Source organism: Acidocella aquatica (genome assembly GCF_030160635.1).
In the GTDB taxonomy this organism is placed as follows: domain Bacteria; phylum Pseudomonadota; class Alphaproteobacteria; order Acetobacterales; family Acetobacteraceae; genus Acidocella; species Acidocella aquatica.
On sequence record NZ_BSOS01000025.1, the window covers coordinates 25,002 to 39,517 of the forward strand.

Genomic DNA, 14,516 nt, shown 5'->3' on the forward strand with positions numbered 1-14,516 from the left:
AGGCATAACTTGAGCGGAATAGCCTTGACCTTTTGCGACACAATGTTTCTGGCCTAGGCATTAGGGCCTAGGCCAGAAAATTACTTAGGCCGCAGCTAGACTATCTTTAGATGCATTGCTGAGGCTTTCAAGTTTAGCCGCCAAACCTGTCTTTTGACGGACATAGGTAATGATTGCCTGAGTATTGTTTCGGCCTGCACCGAGAATCACCAACTCCCCATTTTGGAAAAGTCCGAGTTTCGCTTCATCAGCCCACTCCTGATTTTTTCTACTCCAGTCTATGCCCGCGATTACATTGTAAATCGATGATCGTTGGGCATCAGACAAGTCCAATCCACTATGATTAATATCATGGTGAATAACTCCAAGTGCTTGCCATCCCGGTGCCGTCAAATGCAAGCTTTCACGATTTTTCCACCGATCATGCCCCATCCGCTGAGCAATCTCTGTGAAAAATTCAGCTATTGATTCAAGTTCCTGATCAAAGGTATCATTAGTAAGGTTCGGGTCGGCCGCCATTGACAAATTGGCCTCCTGGAAATCTCGACCTTCACAAGCACCTCGAACTGCTCGAAGCAAAACAGATTGAACAACGAGAGCCGTGGATTTTTTACCCAAACTCTTAGTCTTCATTTCCATGCCACCATTGTCCGCGATGAACGGTTCTTTAGCTAGCTTGTTTGCAAGAGAGATATAAATATCACTCTGATCTAAAGCGATCGCCAGGCGCGCTGGAACAGGATTTACTCGGAAATTGAAATCCATGAATAGCTGACCAAGATCTTCGACTGACAAAGGCCCCGCCTCAACTGTTGGAGTGTAGAATGTCACAGGGAACACAAATTGATTTACCAACTTCATCCCTTCGGGGCCTTCTTCTGCTAAATCCAAGGCTCCACTAAGTCGACCTAAGCCATCCAACAAAATGCGAATACCTTCTTCATCAATTTCTAAATTCCCGATTGCCTTCGACATTCCGGGGCCTTCGAATGACCGAAAGGCCATGGGGGTCGTTATTCCAATTGAGATCGCAGGAAATGCGCCAATGATGTTACGCGTGAGACGATCCTCAATGTAACCGGCAATGCCGTCTCTCCTGCTCTTAACGGTGGGACGCTGCACCCGCTCATAAATCGTTTTAATCTCTGGAGGCAGATTTTTCCAAAACCGAGAGCGGGGGTCATGACCGAGGATTTTTCTGATTTGAAGCGGACTAATCTGAGTTGAATAAGTCGCAAGGCGACTGCCAAATTTCCCCTGCACACAAGGCACGGGAATGGTTATATTAAGGGTCTCGATAGACATTGGTAATTCCTTTCTATTGGGATACTTGCCGCCGGCGGATGTTGAAGCGACTGCCGGCGGTGAGTATTTATAGTTCCCCGTTGCGGGGAATGTCAATTTTCGTGCGGGGAATTTTACATTAACGTTTTGCAATGTTCTCGTGCAGCCTGACAGACCCAATTTGGAGAATTTTCCGTCCTCGTGGAGGTCGCCATCGAAAGCTCGACTTTCTTGCACTTCACGTCTAGTATGACGCTTCGTCATACATCCGGAGCAACCCCATGGACACCGTAACCGTACGCAAACAAGGCAACTCCGTCGGCGTGGCGATTCCGGCGGAGACGCGGGTGCGGATGGGGTTTGAGGTCGGGCAGGAGTTGACGCTGGTGGAGCTGGCGGATGGGATCAAGCTGGTAAAACGAAATCTGGCGCTGGAGAAGCAGCTGGCGGCGGCGCGGGAGGTTTTGCGCGAACAGGCTGATGCCCTGGCCGAGCTGGCGAAGCGGTGAGCGGCCCGGCGTTTTTGGAGCCGGATGCGGTTTTGTTTCTGCATGACCAGTCGATCCGCGAATATGGCGGGTATCATGGCCTGCGCGATGAGGCGTTGCTGAGCAGCGCGCTCAACCGGCCGGTGGACAAGTTTGGTTATGATCCGGCGGTGGACTGGACAGCGCTGGGGGCGGCGTATGCGTTCGGGATTGCGAAAAACCATGCGTTTCTGGATGGTAACAAGCGCACCGCCTGGGCGTGCTGCGTGCTTTTTTTGAAAATAAACGGCATCGAGCTGCAAGTTTTACCGCAAGACGCTGTCGAGGCTGTGGTCAGCCTGGCGACGGGTGGCATGAACGAGGGCACATTTGCAGTGTGGCTGCGGCTCAGAACGCGCTCATAAAAAACGCCGCCAGGGCACCAAAACGATAATCCGCCGCCAGGCGGCGCCGTTCACCCTGCCAATGGTCGAGTAATGCTATTTGCCGGCACCCCCTTGGCCTTACTTTAATTTCCCCTTGCGCACGGCGCGTTTGCCTTCCTGCGCCAGGATGACCGGGGCCGCCATGACCAGCGCGGCGATGCTCCAGGCTACAAAGTCCAGGTTATTGCCACCTTCAATGAGGGTATCCAACACGGCGAATATGGCCAGGGTGTTGGCCGCGAGGATTTCCTCCCAGGAGATTTTCTGGGGTTTGTCGCGGGTCCAGAGGCGGATCGCGGCGGCGATGACCGGGATGATGAACACCGGCATCGGCGCATCGCGGTAGCGCCCGCCGAATACCAGCATGACCTCGAAGATGGCGGCGCTGGCCAGGAAGATGAACCAGAGGGAATCATAGGTGAGCGCAAATTTTCCCCGGCGCAGGGCGGCCAGGGTTTGCGCGCCGGCGGCAACCGGCGGCAGGGCCGCGCCCGAGAGCACGGCGCCCGCGCGGCGGATGGCCAATACGGCGAAGGCGGCTTGCAGGGGCAGGTTAACCAGGGCGTCGAGACGCAGCCAGTTGTCATAGAGCATGGGCAGCGTGCCGATGCAGGCAATGGCGAAACCGTTGCCCAGCGCGAAGGCGGCCACGGCGAGGCGCAGATTTTTAAAGCCCGCGGCCCAAAACAGCAGGCAGCCGGAGAGTGCCGCGAGCAGAGCGTACCAGGGCCAGCCGGGATGTTCGACCACCGGGCCGTTGAGGGGGAATTTCTGGATGCGGTTGGTGTTCCAGATGCCCCAGTTAGCGCCGGCCACCCCCTCGTCCTCATATTTCCAGGGCTGGTCGAAGGCTTCGATCAGATTGTAGTCCACGCCCTCCTGGTTCGCCAGGGTGACGAATTTACGCAGGAAGACGGCCTCGTTTACACGCGAGGGCACGGCCGCACCACGCGCGCGGCCGCGCGAGGGCCAGCCGGTTTCACCGATGGAGATCTGCTTGCCGGGGAAGAGCGCCTTAAATTCATCGGTCGTGGATTTGATGCTGGCGATAGCAGCATCAACGCTCAGCGGCGTATTCTCCCAATAGGGGAGGAAGTGGATCATCACGATGTTCACATGCGGGGCGACCTGGGGGAATTGTTTCCAGAAATCGGTAACATCGGCGTAGGCGACGGGTTGTTTCACCTGGGCACGGACGGCGTCGATATCGGCGATCAGGCCATCCACCGGAAGATCGCGGCGCAGCAGCACCTCATTGCCGACGACGACGCGGGTAACGGTGCTGGGGTAGGCGCTGGCCTCGGCGACGCCGGCCGCGATCTCCTTGGCATTATCCGCCGGGTTGGAACTGAGCCAGATGCCGAGCCAGACTTTAAGCCCCGCCTTTTGAGCCAAGCCCACAATATCGGTGCCGTTGCGGATCGCGGCCAGCGTGGTGGGGAGCGTGCCTTCAACCGAGGAATAGGTGCGGATACCCTCGGCATGGGTGGCGACGAGCGCCAGGTCCTGAGAGATTTCCGCAGTGGTGGGGTAGGTTTTGTCCTGCGGCGATTGCCAGGAGCGGTAGGGCGCATAGGAAAGGGAGTTGAATTTTCCCGATGTCATGGTCACATCGCCGGCCTGGGGTTGATTCGGCGCCTTCCACAGGAGAAAGGTGAGAAGGCTCAGGGCCAGACAGGCGAAAAGAGATTTTTTCATGGCGCAGACTTAGCCGGAGCGCCGCAACTGGGGAAGAGAGATGTCCGACGATACAATCCGCCAGATTTTGACCAGCACGAAGCGCATCGCGCTGGTGGGGGCTTCGGCCAAGCCGGAGCGCGCATCATACGAGGTGATGCGCTTTTTGCTGGGCCAGGGATACGATGTGACGCCGGTGAATCCCGGGCTGGCGGGGCGGGAGATTTTGGGGCGCAAGGTGGCCGCCACGCTGGATGACGCGGCGCCGCTGGAGATGGTGGAGCTGTTTCGCAAGGCGGCGGACGTGGCAGCACCGGTGGAGGATGCCATAAGGCTGGGGGCGAAGACGATATGGATGCAGCTGGGCATTGTGAACGAGGAGGTGGCGGCCAAGGCCCGCGCCGCCGGGCTGGCGGTGGTGATGAACCGCTGTCCGGCGATCGATATCCCCCGGCTGGGGCTGCTGAAATAGATGGCTTCACATGAAGCGGTTGTCTGATTTTTATTCTAACCAATTGTTTGGGTTGATTAATTTTTTACTTATCCCCAATTTGCGGGCGTTTGTGCCGAAAACGGAATGAATCGCCCCCGGTGGCGGCGGGCGGTGCTCCCGTTGACATACCCCATTGATTCTGCCCCATTGTGTGAACGTGAATTTCGATTGCCGGCAATATCTCTCAGCCTCGGGTAAGGGTCATGAAGATTATGACATGTCACCGCAAAAAGTTTTTGACAGAGTTTGGCAATTTACGCAGAGTAATGCCTTGAAGAAATGCCCGCGCGGCGCGAGTTGGCCGGCTTTGGCGCGTTAAATGGCGGCAGGCGCAGCGGTGGCGGGTGAGTTGGTTTATCCGGGATTTCTGGCCGTCTCATCTGGCGGCCGTTCAACGCCGCTGGCGCTGCTGCACGACATTGAACAGCTCTGTTACATTCATCAGGAAGGATACTAAAATGCGTCGTCGGCTTCTCCTCGGAATTTTCACCGCAGCACTTGCCTTGTCCGGTGGCGCGAAAGCCTCCTTCGCGGACAGCAAAGTGCTCGTCGTTGGCACGGATGTTTCCTTTATGCCATTTGAATTCAGCCAAAATGGAAAAACACAAGGATTTGATATCGATCTTTGGACCAAGGTTGCCAGTGATCTTGGCCTGCAGTTCAAATGGCAGCCGATGGACTTCAGCGGCATTATCCCCGCCCTGCAAACCAAAAATATTGACCTTGCGATATCGGGCATAACCATCACACCGGCGCGGGCGCAGGTGATCGACTTCTCCGAACCCTATTATGCGAGCGGGCTGACGGCTGTTGTTGCCGAAAACGACAAGGCGATCACCTCGCCGGCCGGCCTCGCGGGCAAAAAGATCGGCGTTAAAACAGGCACCGCCACCGTCGATTGGGTGAAGACCAATGTGAAGGACGCTCAGATGGTGAGCTTCCCCAATATCGACGATGCCTTGCTGGCGCTGCAGGCGGGGCGGGTTGACGCTGTGATTCATGATACGCCGAATGTGATCTATTATGCCAACACCGCCGGCAAGGGGCTGGTGCGGGTGCTGACGCCGCCGATGGAAAGCGGTGAGTATTACGGCATGGCCTTCCCGCAGGGCAGCCCGTTGATCCCTCAGATCAATGCCGAGCTGTCGAAACTTTCGGCGAACGGGTTTTATAAGGCGACTTATATCAAATGGTTCGGGATCGCGCCGACGTTTGAGCCCAAATAACACTTTGGCCGGACAGCCAGGCAACTGGCTGTCCGGTTAATCTGGATTTAGTGTTTTTATCAGGGAAAAAGCCCAATGTCCTTTGATTGGTCGGCTGTCATCGCGGCGTTTCCGCAGTTGCTGCAGGGGGCTGAACTCACCGTTTTTATCGCGGGCATCGGGTTGATCGCCGGTATATCAGTTGGTGTTCTGCTCGGCATGGTGCGCGCCTTTGGTCCGGCGCCGGTCAATGCCGCCGCACTGGTTTATGTCGCCTTTATCCGCGGCACACCCCTGATCGTGCAGATCATGTTCATTTATTTCGCCTTGCCGATTCTCATGCATATCAGGATTCAGGCCGTGCCCGCGGGGATTATCGCGATTGCCGTGAACTCCTCCGCCTATGTCGCCGAGATTGTCCGGGGCTCGCTGCTCTCAATCTCCAAGGGGCTGACGGAGGCCGGGTTGGCGATGGGGCTGCCATTTTGGAAGGTGCTGGTATTCATAACGGGGCCGCTGGCCTTCCGGCGGCTTATTCCGCCTTTGGGCAACCAGTGCATCACCAGCCTGAAGGATACCTCGCTGCTGCTGGTCATCGGCGTGAGTGAGCTGACGTTTACCGGCCAGGAAATTATTGCCGATAATTTCAGGGCTGTTGAAATATGGTCGGCGGTCGCGGTGATCTATTTTGTGATGCTCAGTGCCGTCGGGCTGTTCTGGCAGTATGTTGAAAGAAGGATGCCGATCCTATGAGGCCAGCCCCATGAGCATCGTCAAATTCTCCAATGTTGAGAAAAGCTTTGGTCCGCACAAAATCTTCAACGGCATAAACCTCGAGATCATGCCGCGTGAGGTGGTAGTTGTGATTGGCCCTTCAGGCTCGGGAAAATCGACGCTTTTGCGGTGCATTAACGCCCTTGAGTCCATTGAGGGCGGCGATATCCGGGTGGATGGTTTCAGCGTGAAAGGCGGGCGCAACGATATCCGCAATATCCGCCTCGAGGCGGGGATGGTGTTTCAGCAGTTCAACCTGTTCCCGCAGATGACCGCGCTCGAAAATGTGATGTTCGGCCCAATGCGCGTGCGCAAGGCGACCCGGCGCGAGGCGCGCGAACTGGCGTTGGCCTTGCTGGAGAAGGTTGGCCTCTCGGAGCGCGCCAATCATTATCCCGCCGAACTGTCAGGCGGGCAGCAGCAGCGTGTCGCCATTGCGCGGGCGCTGGCCATCCGCCCGAAGCTGATGCTGTTCGACGAGCCGACCTCGGCGCTGGACCCTGAATTGCGCCAGGAGGTGTTGAAGGTGATGCAGACGCTGGCGGAGGAGGGCATGACCATGGTCATCGTGACGCATGAGATCGAGTTTGCCCGCAAGGCCGGAACGCGGCTGCTGTTCATGGAGGGCGGCAAGATCGTTCACGACGGCAAGCCCAATGAGCTGTTGCTCAGCCCGCCCAGCGAAAGGTTGCGCGATTTCCTGCAGCATGTCGTATAAGGCACGGCCAGACCTTGGGTAAGGTCAGGCCGCGGCGGCCATCCGGTCGCGGCCGATCAGCGCCAGCCCTTCGGCCACCGAGACGAATTCACCGCCCGCCGAGATGCGCTGCGTACCGAAACGCTCGGTGAAAATGCGCCGCACCGCCGGGACAAACGATGTACCGCCGGTGAGGAAGACGCGGTCGACCTCCTCAACCGTGACCCCCGCGCGCTCCAGCGCCTGATCGACGGTTGCGGCCAGGCGCTGGACATCAGGGGCGATCCAGGATTCGAAATCAGCGCGGGAGATTTCACGCTCGATCACCAGTTTCTCATGCTCGAAGCGCAACAGCGCCGTTGGCGCTTTGGAAAGCTGGGCTTTTAGCGCGCTGACAGTCTGGTAGAGCTGATAACCGGCTTCATCGCGCACCAGGGCGATGAGGTTGCGCAGCCGCGAGGGGTCGGCGCTGGCGCGGGCGACTTCCTCGATGTCGCGCAGGATGCGGGGCGTGCGCATGAGCGAGAGGCGATGCCAGCGCGCGAAGCCGGTGAAATATTCGACAGGCACCGGCAGGTCGGTGCCCATGACCTTATAGGTGCCGCCCTTACCGAGCAGCGGGGAGACCACGTTGTCGATGATACGGTAGTCGAACGTGTCACCCGCGATGCCGATGCCGCTGTGGCCAAGCGAGACCACCGGATGCGCGGCGCCGGGGGTGAAGCGGAGGAGCGAAAAATCGCTGGTGCCGCCGCCAAAATCACCCACCAGCACGGTGGCGGGGGCGGAGAGGCCGCGCGTGAAGCGATAACCGGCGGCCTGGGGTTCAAGCGCCACGTCGATCGCGGGGAAACCGGCGGCGGCGTAGCTGGCGCGCAGGCGGGCCTCGCCGAAATCGTCATCGGCGAAATCTCCGGCGAAGCGCACGGGCCGCCCGGCGGTGATATGCGCGCCGGCATGGCCGGTGCCGAGCAACGCGCGCAGAAACAGCGAGACCATCTGCTCCAGGGTGAAGATGCGGCCAAAAATATTGGTCTGGGTGAAACTGTGCTGGGCGAGATAGGTTTTCATCGACATAATCAACCGGCTGTCGAGCGGGTCATCCAGATAGGCCTCGATGGCCTTCGGCCCGGCGGCATGGTGCATATGGCTGCGGCCGTTGGATTGTTCGCTCCAGAAGCACAGCACCGTGCGAAAAACGTCAAACTCCGCCGCGCCAAGGGCGAAGCGCCGGGTCTGCACGCTGCCATCGGGCGAGAGCACGGCCACCACGCTGTTGGTGGTGCCAAAATCAATACCGATCAGCTTTGTCATTCACACGCCCAGTTTTCAAGGAGAAGGGCTTCAAGCGCAGACCGTGCGGCGGCGCAAGGGCCGGGCTGGATGACAGTTCCGTCATAAGTGACAAGCGCGCGGGGGGTGGGTTAGGGTGGGTGAGAACCTTGAGGCATACTGACCATATGAGCTTGCCGCGATACTGCCTGATTGCCCTTAAAACGGGCTTGTTTTTTGGATTGGCCGGTTGCGCGGTTTATCATCCGGCGCCGCTTGCTCTGCATGATCCGCTGCAGGCCTCGGTTGCCGGTTTGCGCAACCAGTTGCCGGGCGGCGGCGCGGTGGCCCTGGGCGGGGCGTTGAGCCTGCCGGATGTGGCGGCGCTGGCGGTGTTGAATGACCCGGATCTGGTGGCGGCGCGGGCGCAGCGGGGCGTGGGCGAGGCGGATTTGCTGAGCGCGGGGCTGGTGCCAGACCCTTCGCTGAGCGCCGGGTTTGCGGCACTGCTCAGCGGGCCGGGGAGCATGCCGGCACTGGCCGGGGGGTTGAGCCAGGATGTATCGGCGCTGGTGACCTACCGGGTGAATGTCCGCGCGGCCAAGGCCGGGCTGGCGCAGGTGAACGCGCAGATATTGTGGCAGGAATGGCAGGTGGCCAGCCAGGCGGAGCAGCTTTGCATCATGCTGGACGGCGATGCGCAAAGCCTGGCCACGCTGCGGGCGGACCATGACGCGCTGGCGCAGGTGAACAACGCGACGCTGGCGCAGGTGGCGGCGCATAACCTCACCGTGGCGGCGGAGTCGGTCAGCATGGCGGATCTGGCGGCGGTGGACACGGCGCTGAACACGGCGGTGCAGACGCGCGGCCAGGACCGCGACCAGCTTGACGCGCTGCTGGGGTTGCAGCCCGGCACCGATGTGGCGGTGGCGCTGAGCCCGGTGCAGCCGCTAAACCCAGCGGCGGTTGAGGACGCCATCAACTCGCTGGCGCAGCGGCGGCCGGATTTGATCGCACTGCGCTTTGGCTACGAACAGGCGGATGCGAAGCTGCGCGGGGCGATATTGTCGCAGTTTCTGCCGGTGAGCATCGGCGCGACCGCCGGGCGGGATACGAGCAATGTGTGGAGCGCCGGGCCGCAGGTGAGCCTGAGCCTGCCGCTGTTCAACCGCAACCGGGGCGCCATCGCGCAGGCAAAGGCGACGCGGGCGCAGTTGGCGGCACAGTTCCAGGCCAGTCTGGCCAGCGCGGATGCCGGGGCGCGAGCGCTGCTGGCGCGCATAGCGTTGTTGCAGGACGAGAGCGCCGCCGCTGACACCCAGGCGGCGGCGGCGGTGAAAATCGCGGCGCAGGCGCGGGCCGCGTTCGCCAGCGGGGCGCTGGACGCAAGCAGCGCCGCCGGGCTGCAAAGCGCCGCCACCAGCCGCGAGCGCGAGGCGATCGCCCTGCGGGTGCAATTGTTGACCGCCCGGCTCTCGCTGGAAACCTTAACCGGGGTTGGCCTGCCGCCGATCGCCGCCGCGCCGATGGAACCTGCCGCATGAAGTTTGTTCGCCCCTGGATGCTCCTGGCCGTGGTGATTTTAGCGGGGGCGGCGTGGTGGGTGTTTGCCCCCGGCCCGGTGGCAAACGTGGCGGCGGCGCCAAGCGTGCTGGTGAGCACCATGAAGCTTGAACCCGGCAGCCTGCCCGCCACCGTGACGGCCTATGGCAGCGTGGCCGCCGGTCCGGGGGCGGAGCAGACGCTCTCCACGCAGGCCAGCGGCGTGGTCGGCAATGTGGCGGTGAGTCTGGGGCAAAGTGTCGCCGCCGGGCAGGTGCTGGCGACGCTGGCGGCGGATGCGCCCTCGGTCGCGGAGCTGCGCAAGGCGCGCGACGCCGTGGCGGCGGCGCAGGCGGCGCGGGCGCATGTGGCGGCATTGCTGGCGAGCCATCTGGCGACGAACGCCGATCTGGCGGCGGCGGATCAGGCCGTGGGGGATGCCGATGGCGCGCTCAAGGCGTTGCAGGCGGCCGGGGCGGGGCGGACGAGGAATATCGTGGCGCCGTTCGCGGGTGTTGTTTCCGCCGTGCTGGTGGCGCCGGGGAGTATCCAGCCGGCGGGCAGCGGGTTGCTGCGGCTGGCCGAGAGCGGCCATATGGTGGCGGTAACGGGTGTTACCCCCGCGCAGGCGGGCGCCATCGCCCCTGGCGATGCGGCGAAAATCACGCTGCTGAACGATGGCGGGGCGGTGGTTGACGGGCAAGTGGCGCTGGTGGCGGCGATGCCCAATCCGCAGAGCGGGTTGCAGGATGTGACGCTTGCCCCGCAAGGCGCGCTGCCGTTGGGCGCGCCGGTGGAGGCGGTGATCACCACCGGCCAGCTGAACGGCTATGTGGTGCCGCGCGACGCGGTGCAGAGCGATGCCCAGGGGAGTTACGTGTTTCAACTCGATGCGCGCAACATCGCGCACCGGGTTGCTGTGCAGATAACGGGCAACGCTGACGGGCAGAGCGTATTGGCGGCGGCGGGGCTGAATCCGGCGCTGCCGCTGGTCACCGTTGGGGCGTATCAGCTCGATGACGGTACCGCGGTGCGGCTGGCGGGCGGAGCCGGGAATTGAAGTTTGCGCTCTGGTTAAACCGGCATAGCCGCTCGGTGCTGCTGGCGGCGGCGGTGCTGGCCTTTGGCGGCATCGTGTCCGCGCTCTCGCTGCCGATCAGCCTGTTTCCGCAGACGGCGTTTCCGCGCGTGCGGGTGAATATCAGCACCGGCAGCCAGCCGGCGCAGCAGATGATGCTGCAGGTGACGCAGCCGATGGAACAGGCGGTGCGCGCGGTGCCGGGGGTGGTGGATGTGACCTCCACGACCTCGCGCGGGTCGGCGCAGATGATTATCGATTTCAACTGGGGGGCGGATATGACCGCCGCCACGCTGGGGGTGAACGCGGCGGTGACGCAGCTGCTGCCCAGCCTGCCGCCCAGCACCAGCTATACCGTGCTGCGCATGGACCCGACGGTGTTCCCCTTCATGGCCTATGCCCTCACCTCGCCCGGCGTGAGCCAGGTGAAGCTGCAGAATATGGCGCAATACCAGATCGTGCCGCTGCTCTCGGCGCTGCCCGGCGTGGCGCGGGTGCAGGTGCAGGGCGGGGACACGGCGGAGGTTGAAGTTGATGTCGACCCGCATCTGCTGGCGGCGTTTCATTTAACGCTGGGGGATGTGACCAAGGCGGTGGGGGCGGCGAATGTGCTGCAATCAGTGGGAAGGGTGGAAGACCACGACCTGCTCTATTTGCTGATGAACGCCAATGCGCTGCGCACGGTGGACGATGTGAAGCACATCGTGGTGCGCGGCGGGCCGGATGGCGTGCTGCGGCTCTCGGATGTCGCCAATGTGCACGCTGGCGTGGCGCCTCAATATTTCGCGGTCTCGGCGGACGGCAAACAGGCGGTGACCGTGCTGCTGTTCCAGCAGCCAGGCAGCAACTCTGTCGCGATCGCGCATGCGGTGGAGCAGGCGCTGGCGGGGTTCGCGCCGCAGATTCCGCCCGGCGTGCGGTTGAGCAAATGGTATGACCAGAGCACGCTGGTGGTGGCGGCGGCGAGTTCGGTGCGCGACGCGATCCTGATCGGGGTGGGGCTGGCGGCGCTGGTGCTGCTGTTCTTCCTGCGCAGCTGGAGCATCACGCTGCTGGCGGTATTGATTGTACCGGCCTCGCTGGCGGCGGCGGTGCTGGTGCTCTCGCTGCTGGGGATGAGCTTCAACATCATGACCCTGGGCGGGCTGGCGGCATCGGTCGGGCTGGTGATCGACGATGTGATCGTGATGATCGAGCATCTGGCGCGCCGTGCCAGCGAGCAATATGCGGCGGACCATGAGCCGGGGTCGGTGCCGGTGCGCAACCGCGTGCTGGAGGATGGCGCGGAGTTTCTGGCGCCGCTCACCGGCTCCTCGGCGGCGACGCTGATCGTGTTCGCGCCGCTGGGGTTTCTCTCCGGCGTGACCGGGGCGTTCTTCAAGGCGCTCTCCATCACCATGGCCTCCACGCTGTTCGCCTCCTGGCTGCTCACCGCCTTCGCGGTGCCGCTGCTGGCGAGCCGGTTGATCGATTTTAAAAAATGGCACGACCCGGAGATGGACAAGCCCGGCTGGCTGACACGCACCCATGGCGCGCTGCTGGCGCGGGTGTTCAGGCACCCTGCCCTGCTCGGCGGCGCGGTGGCGGTGCTGCTGGTGGTGGGGGCGCTCTCCTTCAACCATGTGCAGACCGGCTTCATGCCCAATCTCGACGAGGGCGGGTTCGTGCTGGATTACCAGAGCGCGCCCGGCACCTCGCTGGGGGAGACACGGCGCGAGATCGCGCAGGTGGAAGGGATTCTGCGCGCCGACCCGGCGGTGGAGAGCTTCTCGACACGGATCGGGGCGGGGTTTGGCGGCGACCTCAACGAGCCGAACCAGGGCGATATCGTGGTCCGGCTGACCCCGGTTGGCACCCGGCCGGGGATCGATACCGTGATGCAGCGGCTCGGCGAACAGATCACCACCAAGGTTCCCGGCGTGGATACCGATTTGCATCAGTTGATGGGCGATGAGATCGGCGATCTGACCGGGGTGCCGCAGCCCATCGAGGTGAAATTGGCGGCGGCGGACCCGGCTCAGCTTGGGCCGGCGGCGCTGCGGGTGGCCGATGCGCTGGGCCGCATCGCGGGGGTGAATTCGGTGGTGAACGGCATCGTCCCGGCGGGGGATGCGTATGAAATCCACGTTGACCCGGCGCGCGCTGCGATGCTGGGGCTGGACCCGGCAAGCGTGGCGGCCAGCCTGGATACGCAGCTGAACGGCAGCGTGGTGACCACGCTGGAGGGCGAGAACCAGCAAACCGGCGTGCGGGTGCAACTGGCCCCCGGCGCCAAGGCGAACACCGATGCGCTGGGCGCGATCCCCATCGCCACGCCGGGCGGGGCGCTGGTGCCGCTTGGCAGTATCGCCAGCTTCTCCATCGCTGCCGGGCAGCCCGAGATCACGCGCGAGAACCTGCAGCAGATTGTCGCGGTGACGGGGCGGATCACCGGGCGGGGGATCGGCAGCGTGATCGCGGATGTGAAGACCGCACTGGCCAGGCCCGGCGTACTCGGCCCGGGGGTCACCTACACGCTGGGCGGGCTCTATAAGCAGCAACAGATTGCCTTCGCCGGGCTGGTGCGCGTGTTCATCGCGGCATTGCTGGCGGAATTCGCGCTGCTGCTGTTTCTCTATGAGCGGTTTGCGCTGGTGTTCGCGATCATGGGCACCTCGCTGCTCTCCACCACCGCGGTGTTCACCGGGCTGTGGCTCACCGGGATCGAGCTGAACATCACGGCACTGATGGGCATGACGATGATCGTGGGCATCGCCACTGAAATGGCGATTTTCTTTGTCAGCGAATACACGCATTTGGCGCAGGACATGGACACCCGCGCGGCGCTGATCGCCGCCAGCGTGAACCGTTTGCGGCCCATCGCCATGACCACGCTGGCGGCCATCCTCACGCTGCTGCCCCTGGCGCTGGACCTTGGCCAGGGTGCGGGGATGCAGCAGCCGCTGGCCATCGCCATCATCTCCGGCCTGCTCGTGCAATTCCCCATGGTGCTGCTGGCGCTGCCCGTGCTGCTGTGGCTGCTGCGCGAACGCGAGAGCGGACCGGAAATTTCGTAAACCTTTTGTAACACTCTGCCTTTTTTGCGCCTTGATGCCGCCCCGAGGCTGACCTGTTTTCCCGCATAATGGAAAACATCAGCTCTGGAGGGCCGATTTATGAAAACAGTTTCGACGCGCACCAAACTTCTGCTTGCCACTTTGACGCTGGGCATCGGCCTGGCCATGACACATACGGCCAAAGCCGACGGCTGGGATGACCATGGCGGCGACGGCTGGCACCACCAGCAACGCGGCGGCGATGACCAGCGTGACCATTGGCAGGCCGGCTGGGGCGGAGGGTATTATCCGCGGCCGCAGTATTACGCACCGCCGGCGCCGGCGTATTACGCCCCGCCGCCCGCCTATTATGCGCCGCCTGCGATTGTGTTCGGCTTTGGCGGCGGCGGTGATGACGACGACGATTAAAGTCGAAAATGACCTTGCCCGGTTGAAGGGAGCACCTTCAATCGGGCTGTGATGACCCCATGTAACAAGCCGGGTAACCCCATGAACGGGGTGGGCTGTGTTGCATGGTCAACCAGA

Annotated in this window: 14 protein-coding genes; 11 read left to right on the top strand and 3 right to left on the bottom strand. The window is 62.2% G+C overall.

Annotated features, from left to right (window positions below; all coding sequences use genetic code 11):
• Positions 1–84 precede the first annotated feature (84 nt).
• On the bottom strand, positions 85–1,305 hold the full coding sequence (locus tag QQJ84_RS06045; protein ID WP_284257217.1) for a DNA sulfur modification protein DndB: 1,221 nt from the start codon (positions 1,303–1,305) through the stop codon (positions 85–87).
• Positions 1,306–1,565: 260 nt separating this feature from the next.
• Here QQJ84_RS06045 and QQJ84_RS06050 point away from each other — a divergent pair, with 260 nt between their 5' ends.
• Both QQJ84_RS06050 and QQJ84_RS06055 read left to right on the top strand, forming a co-directional pair.
• The gene (locus QQJ84_RS06050) at positions 1,566–1,793 is read left to right on the top strand and encodes an AbrB/MazE/SpoVT family DNA-binding domain-containing protein (RefSeq protein ID WP_284257218.1); all 228 of its coding nucleotides are present in this window, start codon (positions 1,566–1,568) and stop codon (positions 1,791–1,793) included.
• Positions 1,790–2,176 carry a type II toxin-antitoxin system death-on-curing family toxin gene (locus tag QQJ84_RS06055; protein ID WP_284257219.1) on the top strand — a complete coding sequence of 129 codons (387 nt, stop codon included), beginning with the start codon at positions 1,790–1,792 and terminating at the stop codon, positions 2,174–2,176. The genes QQJ84_RS06050 and QQJ84_RS06055 overlap by 4 nt, the downstream gene beginning before the upstream one ends.
• Before the next feature lie 99 nt (positions 2,177–2,275).
• Here QQJ84_RS06055 and QQJ84_RS06060 read toward each other — a convergent pair whose 3' ends face one another.
• The gene (locus QQJ84_RS06060; protein ID WP_284257220.1) at positions 2,276–3,895 is read right to left on the bottom strand and encodes a glycoside hydrolase family 17 protein; all 1,620 of its coding nucleotides are present in this window, start codon (positions 3,893–3,895) and stop codon (positions 2,276–2,278) included.
• A 40-nt stretch (positions 3,896–3,935) separates the two neighbouring features.
• Here QQJ84_RS06060 and QQJ84_RS06065 point away from each other — a divergent pair, with 40 nt between their 5' ends.
• The 5 genes from QQJ84_RS06065 to glnQ all read left to right on the top strand — a co-directional run bounded on the left by QQJ84_RS06065 (position 3,936) and on the right by glnQ (position 7,064).
• A complete protein-coding gene (locus tag QQJ84_RS06065; protein ID WP_284257221.1) occupies positions 3,936–4,346 on the top strand; it encodes a CoA-binding protein in 411 nt (136 codons plus the stop codon).
• A gap of 340 nt (positions 4,347–4,686) precedes the next feature.
• Positions 4,687–4,824, top strand: a complete 138-nt coding sequence (locus tag QQJ84_RS06070) for a hypothetical protein (RefSeq protein WP_284257222.1) — start codon at positions 4,687–4,689, stop codon at positions 4,822–4,824.
• Position 4,825: 1 nt separating this feature from the next.
• Positions 4,826–5,593, top strand: a complete 768-nt coding sequence (gene glnH / locus QQJ84_RS06075) for a glutamine ABC transporter substrate-binding protein GlnH (protein ID WP_284257223.1) — start codon at positions 4,826–4,828, stop codon at positions 5,591–5,593.
• A gap of 75 nt (positions 5,594–5,668) precedes the next feature.
• The gene (gene glnP / locus QQJ84_RS06080) at positions 5,669–6,325 is read left to right on the top strand and encodes a glutamine ABC transporter permease GlnP (protein ID WP_284257224.1); all 657 of its coding nucleotides are present in this window, start codon (positions 5,669–5,671) and stop codon (positions 6,323–6,325) included.
• 10 nt (positions 6,326–6,335) lie between these two features.
• A complete protein-coding gene (gene glnQ, locus QQJ84_RS06085; protein WP_284257225.1) occupies positions 6,336–7,064 on the top strand; it encodes a glutamine ABC transporter ATP-binding protein GlnQ in 729 nt (242 codons plus the stop codon).
• A gap of 24 nt (positions 7,065–7,088) precedes the next feature.
• Here glnQ and QQJ84_RS06090 read toward each other — a convergent pair whose 3' ends face one another.
• A complete protein-coding gene (locus QQJ84_RS06090; RefSeq protein WP_284257226.1) occupies positions 7,089–8,357 on the bottom strand; it encodes an Hsp70 family protein in 1,269 nt (422 codons plus the stop codon).
• A 146-nt stretch (positions 8,358–8,503) separates the two neighbouring features.
• Here QQJ84_RS06090 and QQJ84_RS06095 point away from each other — a divergent pair, with 146 nt between their 5' ends.
• The 4 genes from QQJ84_RS06095 to QQJ84_RS06110 all read left to right on the top strand — a co-directional run bounded on the left by QQJ84_RS06095 (position 8,504) and on the right by QQJ84_RS06110 (position 14,399).
• Positions 8,504–9,859 (top strand): TolC family protein, encoded by a 1,356-nt coding sequence (locus tag QQJ84_RS06095; RefSeq protein WP_284257227.1) that lies wholly within the window; start codon positions 8,504–8,506, stop codon positions 9,857–9,859.
• Positions 9,856–10,917 carry an efflux RND transporter periplasmic adaptor subunit gene (locus tag QQJ84_RS06100; RefSeq protein WP_284257228.1) on the top strand — a complete coding sequence of 354 codons (1,062 nt, stop codon included), beginning with the start codon at positions 9,856–9,858 and terminating at the stop codon, positions 10,915–10,917. The genes QQJ84_RS06095 and QQJ84_RS06100 overlap by 4 nt, the downstream gene beginning before the upstream one ends.
• A complete protein-coding gene (locus tag QQJ84_RS06105; RefSeq protein ID WP_284257229.1) occupies positions 10,914–13,991 on the top strand; it encodes an efflux RND transporter permease subunit in 3,078 nt (1,025 codons plus the stop codon). Before QQJ84_RS06100 ends, QQJ84_RS06105 begins: the two co-directional genes overlap by 4 nt.
• Positions 13,992–14,090: 99 nt before the next feature.
• Complete coding sequence (locus tag QQJ84_RS06110; RefSeq protein WP_284257230.1) at positions 14,091–14,399, top strand: hypothetical protein; 309 nt, start codon at positions 14,091–14,093, stop codon at positions 14,397–14,399.
• Positions 14,400–14,516: the final 117 nt, after the last annotated feature.